This window comes from uncultured Helicobacter sp., assembly GCF_949282165.1.
In the GTDB taxonomy this organism is placed as follows: domain Bacteria; phylum Campylobacterota; class Campylobacteria; order Campylobacterales; family Helicobacteraceae; genus Helicobacter_F.
Map to the genome: position 1 here is coordinate 85349 of NZ_CASDOV010000007.1, position 6408 is coordinate 91756.

Below are 6408 nucleotides of genomic sequence, written 5' to 3' on the forward strand. Positions count from 1 at the left end.
TATGAAAAAAAAGGTATTGCTCGCCATCATCGCAGCGGGCGTGCTCATAGCCATAGGGCTATTTGTCGCGACTAAGATTTTTTCAGCGCAGATGGGCAAGGCACTAGAGAGCGAGCTCAATGGCTTTTTGCAATCCCAAGAGATGCAGGATATGCACATAGAGTTTGAGCCATTTGTGTGCGAGGGGAGCACCAAAATCGTGTGCAAATCCACGAGTCTAAGCCTCATCAAGCACGCCCCCGCGCAAGATTTGGAGCATTCCCATACCAAGATGGAATCCCTCACTGAAATTGTGCGCTTTAGCAATCTCACGCTAAGCTTTGGCGGGAGCAAGACAAAGGCACTCATTGATATAGAATCTGACATAGCACTAAGCACCAAGCAGCTGCACACAAAATGCCAAAATACACTAAACTTCATCAATCCCTTGCTAAATCTTAGCGCGCAGTGCAGCACGCAGCTAGGCGATATGCAATCCACCCAAGACATTGAGTTGCATTTTGCGCACCCAAGCTTCCAATCAAGCAACCTCCACAAAATCATCAAAAATTTTAAAGATTCTAAGCAGCGCGATACACTCCTAGAAAACCTCGAGTTTGCCCTCATCTCCTATCACTCTAGTCTCACTTCCCCAAGCCTCAAAAACTCCATAATGGCGTTTGATGGGCGGAGTGAGGAGGATATGCGGTTTGTAAGCGCAGCACTAGTGATAATGGAATCTGGACTGCGACAAGCCCAAAGTGAGGAAACCAAAGAGCTAGAAAACGCCCTAGCCGATGGGATAAGAATCCTAAGCGATATGCTCATAAATAGCGCGATACAAGAGGTGTGGTATAAGATAACTCCTAAAGATTCTCACAATCCTAAGAGATTTTTTGCGCGTGAGGTTTTAGACATTAGCCTTGCGGATTTTGCGGCGAGTTTTAGCCTAAGCTCTGGGACGCGATGATGAGTCCCACGCAGGAGCAAAATACGCGCAATGACAAAAAGGGCAAAAGGGGCTTAAAGCGCATTATTAATGCATTTTTTTACTCGCTAGATGGCTTTAGAGCGGCGTGGAGAGATGAGGCGGCGTTTCGCCAAATCGTGGGGCTGTGCGTGGTGTTTGTGCCCCTAGGTGTGTATGTGGCGCGGGACTGGCAGGAGGGCGTGCTGCTTTTGCTCCCTTGCTTCCTTGCTCTGATGGCAGAGCTCATCAACTCCGCGATTGAAAACGCCATCGATTACACAGGCTTAGAGATCCATCCGCTTGCCAAAAAAGCTAAGGATATGGGGAGCGCAGTGCAGTTTTTGGCGCTCACATTTTGGGTGTGTGTGTGGGTTGGGTATGGGGTTGTGCGGTGGTGTTTGGAATAATTATTTATAATGTCTCGTGAATCTAGAAATTCGGCTTGCACGCAATTCTAGAATTTCTGGCAAGCCAAGCGCAAGATTCATAGACAACTTCAGAATCTAGAAAAGCTTTAGATTCTGAAGCAATTACAGAATCTGCCATTTTAGAGAATCTCATCAAGGCTTGCCGGAATTCTAGTATCTTGTGTGAGATTTAAATGTTTTTCAAGGCGAGGTGAAGGGAGCTACCTAGGTGGTAGTGACCAAGCCTAGTTGCCAAAATCATTTAAAGATTGCGCAAGAGACGAATTTCTAGATTCTAAAACCAACACACAAAGGAGACTCTATGAAAATCTTCATCTCTACCCTAGCGGCGGCTTTTTGTCTTAGCAGCATAAATGCGGCACCATACACGATTGATCCCACGCATTCATCGGTGGGCTTTGAAGTAAAGCATCTAATGGTAAGCAAGGTTAAAGGGAATTTTAAAAAATTCAGTGGCGAAGCCGAGTTTGATGGGCAAAAGCTCACAAAGCTTAGCGGCGAGGTAAAAATCGCAGATATCAACACAGAAAATGCCTCGAGGGATGCACACCTCAACAAACCAGATTTTTTTGACGCTAAGAAGTTTCCCAATGCGACTTTGAATATGACAAAGTTTGAAAATGGCAAGCTCTATGCAGATCTCAAAATCCGTGATGTGGTGAAAAATGTCGTGTTTGATGCCCAGATTGGCGGACCTATCAAGCACCCCAAAACCGGCAAAGATGTGATCTCTATCTCACTTAAAGGCGAGATTAACCGCAAGGACTTCAAAGTCGGCGAAGATACTGCCAATAGCTCTGTGAGCGATAAAGTCATCATCGATATTGAGCTTGAAGCCAACGCAAAATAACACAAGTTTGCTCACAGATTCTGTGGGCAAACGCGCTACTCAATCCCTCTTATCCCCTACACCACCCCGCTAGATTCTGATATTTTTGCTATGTTACATTTTTATGCACTACTCTCCACGATACCGATTGTTGCGAGTGTTTTATAGAATCTAAGAGCCAAAGGCTTTTTAAAAAGTGAGTAAAAATTACCATTTTGTTACACTCTGTATGCACAAATAAGAAAAGTATTAATTTACCTGCCCTAGTATGTAACTAAGAACTAACAATTCTTAACACTATAAGGAGGTTACTATGAGTTTTATCGAGGGCATCAAACAAAAGGCAAAGGCGGACAAAAAGACAATCGTCCTGCCAGAGACGAGCGATATACGCACCCTGCAGGCAGCGCACAAAGTCTTGCAGGAGGGCTTTGCGGATATTATCCTGCTTGGCGACGAGGCGCAGATAAAAGCCGTAGATTCTACGCTTGATTTAGACAAAGCGCAGTTTATCAATCCTAGCAACACGCCCCTACTTGAGGAGTTTGTGGAGCTCTTTGTGAGCTTGCGCGGGCATAAGGGAATGGACGCTACTAAGGCTAGGGAGCTACTCACCACGGATTGGCTGTATTTTGGCGTGGCGTTGGTAAAGGCAAAAAAGGCTGATGGTATGGTGGCGGGCGCACTGCACGCGACTTCTGATGTCTTGCGTCCATCGCTGCAAATCATCGGGACGGCAAGAGATTCTAAAATCGTCTCCTCGTCTTTTATTATGATTGTGCCTGATTGCGAGTATGGGCTTGATGGGATTTTTGTCTTTGCTGATTGTGCGCTTTGTCAAAACCCCACGCCTGAAGAGCTCGCACATATCGCGGTGGCTTCTGCACGCACCTTTAAGGCACTCACAAAGAGCGAGCCATTTGTGGGTATGCTAAGCCACTCCACCTATGGCAGCGCCAAGCACGAGCATATCGACAAGGTTATCGAGGCGACTAAAATCGCGCAATCTCTCGCGCCCGATATCGCTATTGATGGGGAGCTGCAGCTTGATGCGGCGATTGTGCCAAGTATTGGTGCGTCTAAGGCAAAGGGCTCAAAAGTCGCAGGCAAGGCAAATGTGCTCGTATTCCCGGATTTAGATTCTGGAAACATCGGCTACAAGCTCGTGCAGCGGCTTGCTAAAGCGGAGGCGTATGGTCCTGTATCCCAAGGTATGGCAGCACCGGTAAATGACTTATCACGCGGCTGCAGTAGCGATGATATCGTGGGTGTGGTGGCACTCACGGCGTTGCAGGCGCAGGCTTAGATTCTATAAACCAACAATAAAAGGAGAATATTATGAAAGTTTTGGTGATTAATTGCGGAAGTTCGTCTTTGAAGTTTCAGCTTATCGATATGCAGACAGAAAAGACGCTCGTCTCGGGTATATGCGATAGAATCGGGCTTGAGGGCAGCGTGCTAAACTACAAAAAAGACGGGGTAAAAACCGAGAAAAAAGAGGCGATCCCCGATCATTCTAAAGCCGTCTCTATGGTGCTTGACGCGCTCACGGATAAGGAAATAGGCGTGATTAGCTCGCTTGAGGAGATTGCGGCAGTGGGACATAGAACCGTGCATGGCGGAGAGCATTTTAAAGAATCTGTGCTCATTGATGAGAATGTTATCAAGCATATGGAGGAGTGCTCTGTGCTCGCACCTCTGCACAATCCAGCAAATATCACGGGCATTAGGGCTTGTCAAAAGCTAATGCCAAACACGCCTATGGTGGGGGTGTTTGACACAGCATTCCACCAAACTATGCCACCCAAAGCCTTCACCTATGGCGTGCCCTATGAATGGTATGAAAAATACAAGGTGCGCCGCTATGGCTTCCACGGGACAAGCCATAAATATGTCTCGCAGCGCACCGCCGAGTTTTTGGGACTGGATTATCACAACTCAAAAATCATCACTTGCCACCTTGGCAATGGCTCTTCGATTGCAGCGATAAAAAATGGCGAGTGTATTGATACAAGTATGGGGCTTACTCCGCTTGAAGGGCTCATTATGGGGACACGCAGCGGGGATTTGGATCCGGGAATCTTAGAGTATATCTCCGAGAAAGAGGGTATCAGCGTCAAGGAAGTGGTAAATATCCTCAATAAAAAATCCGGTGTGCTTGGGATCTCTGGGCTCTCAAGCGACTTTAGGGATTTGCTCGATGCGGATTTGAAGGGCAATGAGCGCGCCAAGCTTGCGCGGGCGGCGTTTGCCTACCGCGTAGTGAAATACATCGGCTCATACTGCGCGGTGCTTATCGGGGTAGATGCGATTAGCTTTTGTGCCGGTGTGGGCGAAAATGCGAACTTCATACGCGGTATGATTGTCGATCACTTGGAGTTTTTGGGCGTGAAGCTCGATACCGAGGCAAATAAAGTCTGCGGACAGGAGGCGATCATCTCCACGCCAAATTCACGCGTGAAAGTCTGCGTGATCCCCACCAACGAAGAGCTTGTCATCGCGCGCGATACCAAGACTATCGTTTCACAGCTTTAGAGGTGTGTGATGAAATCCTTTACACAAGCTCTGCTTGAGCCCAAGGACACACTCTTTGTGTGTATCGACATTCAAGAGCGGCTTTTGCCACTAATGGCGCGCAAAGATGCGGTGGTGAGAAATACCAACAAGCTTTTGAGGGGCGCGCAGATCCTAGGGACTAAAACCCTCATCACCGAGCAGTATCCAAAGGGCTTGGGTGCGACAGATTCAAGCATTATCTTTACGCCTATAGAATCTTTTGACACCCTAGATTCACAATCCCCAAAGCCCCAATGCGTGCTCAAAGAAAAAAGCACCTTTAGCATTTTTGGCGATGAGCCTATCACTGCGTTTATCGCCCAAAGCGGGTGCAAAAATCTCGTGATTTTTGGGATTGAGAGCCATGTGTGTATTTTGCAGAGTGTGCTGCACGCGCTTACGCTGAACTTCAATGTATGGGTTGTCCAGGACGCACTAAGCTCGCGCGATGACGCCAATCATCTCAACGCCATCTCGCTTATGGCAGCACAGGGCGCGCGGGTTACCAATACAGAATCCGTGCTCTTTGGCAGTATGCTAGATTCTAAAGATCCGCATTTTAAAGCCATCAGCGCGCTTGTGAAGTGAGCAATAAGCTCTAGTGGGCAATGCGCTAGCCCAAGACGGTGCTGCTGTGCTTGGTGCTAAGAGATTCTGCAATCTCGCCAAAAATCGTAGTGTGCGCTCACGCAGCACAGGGGCGGGAGGCTCTGTCTCACACCCCCGACACAAGTGCCTTAGCACGATTGCTCCAGAATCCAAGGTATTTACAGAATCTAACGCAATAGATTAGAATCTAACATAGCAGGCTTAAACAATCCACAAAAACAAGCAAAGACAGAATCTAAGTCAATCCACAAAATTCAAAGCAGATTTGATAATCTAGCATCTAGTGAAGATTTGAAATCTAAAGGACTTGTGGAGACTAGGCTTAGAATTATAGATTTAGTGAGGTTTTAGGTTTGTGCTTAGATCCAAAACACTCACACAATCCACAACACCAAAAAACCCTAACAAGGCTTTGCCAAATTCAAATAATAGTGCGTGCGACAGCACGAGGCCTAAGCAGAATCTAAGAACTTAGATTCTGCCATTAATGCAGAGCAAAAATCAAATGAGATATGTAGCGCGTCAGCGCATACCGACACTCGCCCGCTTCGTGGTGTGCAATCGTTGGAGCAAGGAGGCAGTAGTGCCTCCGCAACGATTGCGCTAGGTAGTGCCTCCGCAACGATTGCGCTAGAAGCGGAAAAAGCGAGGCTCTCTCCTTGTTTGCGCAAAAAGAGCCAACGGGTTGCAAGTAAAGCCCCGAAAAAGCCGCCGCTTTTTGCGCAGCCACAAAGTATATCTTTTGGCGGGAGAGCCTCGCTACTTCCTTGTCTAGTCAAAAATGCTAAAAATGCACTACTGCATTTTCTTAACGCATTTTTCTAAAGAAGCTTACGCTTTGCCACCACGACAAGGGCGAGAGATGGTTGGTGCTATCGCACCTACATATTTATTTGATTTTTGCTGCGCAAAAATGGTGCAATTTTGCAATTGTGCTAGGCTCGTGCTGTCGCACGCACTATTTATCTTATTTGGCAAAGCCTCGCTAGGATTTTTTGAAGTAGTAGATTCTGTAAGTTGCTTCGAATCTGAAAGAC

At 47.1% G+C, this 6408-nt stretch carries 8 protein-coding genes; 7 read left to right on the forward strand and 1 reads right to left on the reverse strand.

All coding sequences use genetic code 11. From position 1 onward, the window contains the following. Position 1: 1 nt before the first annotated feature. The 7 genes from ACH2BK_RS05505 to ACH2BK_RS05535 all read left to right on the forward strand — a co-directional run bounded on the left by ACH2BK_RS05505 (position 2) and on the right by ACH2BK_RS05535 (position 5555). Positions 2-949, forward strand: coding sequence for a hypothetical protein (locus tag ACH2BK_RS05505; protein ID WP_395002443.1), 948 nt, complete (start codon positions 2-4; stop codon positions 947-949). Further along, positions 949-1356, forward strand: a complete 408-nt coding sequence (locus tag ACH2BK_RS05510) for a diacylglycerol kinase (protein ID WP_394996672.1) — start codon at positions 949-951, stop codon at positions 1354-1356. The genes ACH2BK_RS05505 and ACH2BK_RS05510 overlap by 1 nt, the downstream gene beginning before the upstream one ends. Positions 1357-1678: 322 nt before the next feature. Further along, complete coding sequence (locus ACH2BK_RS05515; protein ID WP_394996439.1) at positions 1679-2227, forward strand: YceI family protein; 549 nt, start codon at positions 1679-1681, stop codon at positions 2225-2227. Positions 2228-2519: 292 nt separating this feature from the next. Then, positions 2520-3512 carry a phosphate acetyltransferase gene (gene pta, locus ACH2BK_RS05520; protein ID WP_395002445.1) on the forward strand — a complete coding sequence of 331 codons (993 nt, stop codon included), beginning with the start codon at positions 2520-2522 and terminating at the stop codon, positions 3510-3512. A gap of 32 nt (positions 3513-3544) precedes the next feature. Further along, positions 3545-4741: an acetate/propionate family kinase gene (locus ACH2BK_RS05525; RefSeq protein WP_394996434.1), complete on the forward strand. Its 1197-nt coding sequence runs from the start codon at positions 3545-3547 to the stop codon at positions 4739-4741. Positions 4742-4750: 9 nt separating this feature from the next. Beyond that, entirely contained in the window at positions 4751-5350 is a 600-nt protein-coding gene (locus ACH2BK_RS05530) for an isochorismatase family protein (protein WP_395002447.1), read from the forward strand. Between the two features lie 13 nt (positions 5351-5363). Next, positions 5364-5555, forward strand: coding sequence for a hypothetical protein (locus ACH2BK_RS05535; RefSeq protein WP_395002449.1), 192 nt, complete (start codon positions 5364-5366; stop codon positions 5553-5555). 647 nt (positions 5556-6202) lie between these two features. Here ACH2BK_RS05535 and ACH2BK_RS05540 read toward each other — a convergent pair. Beyond that, the coding region (locus ACH2BK_RS05540) for a hypothetical protein (RefSeq protein WP_395002451.1) at positions 6203-6408 on the reverse strand (206 nt) is incomplete at its 5' end.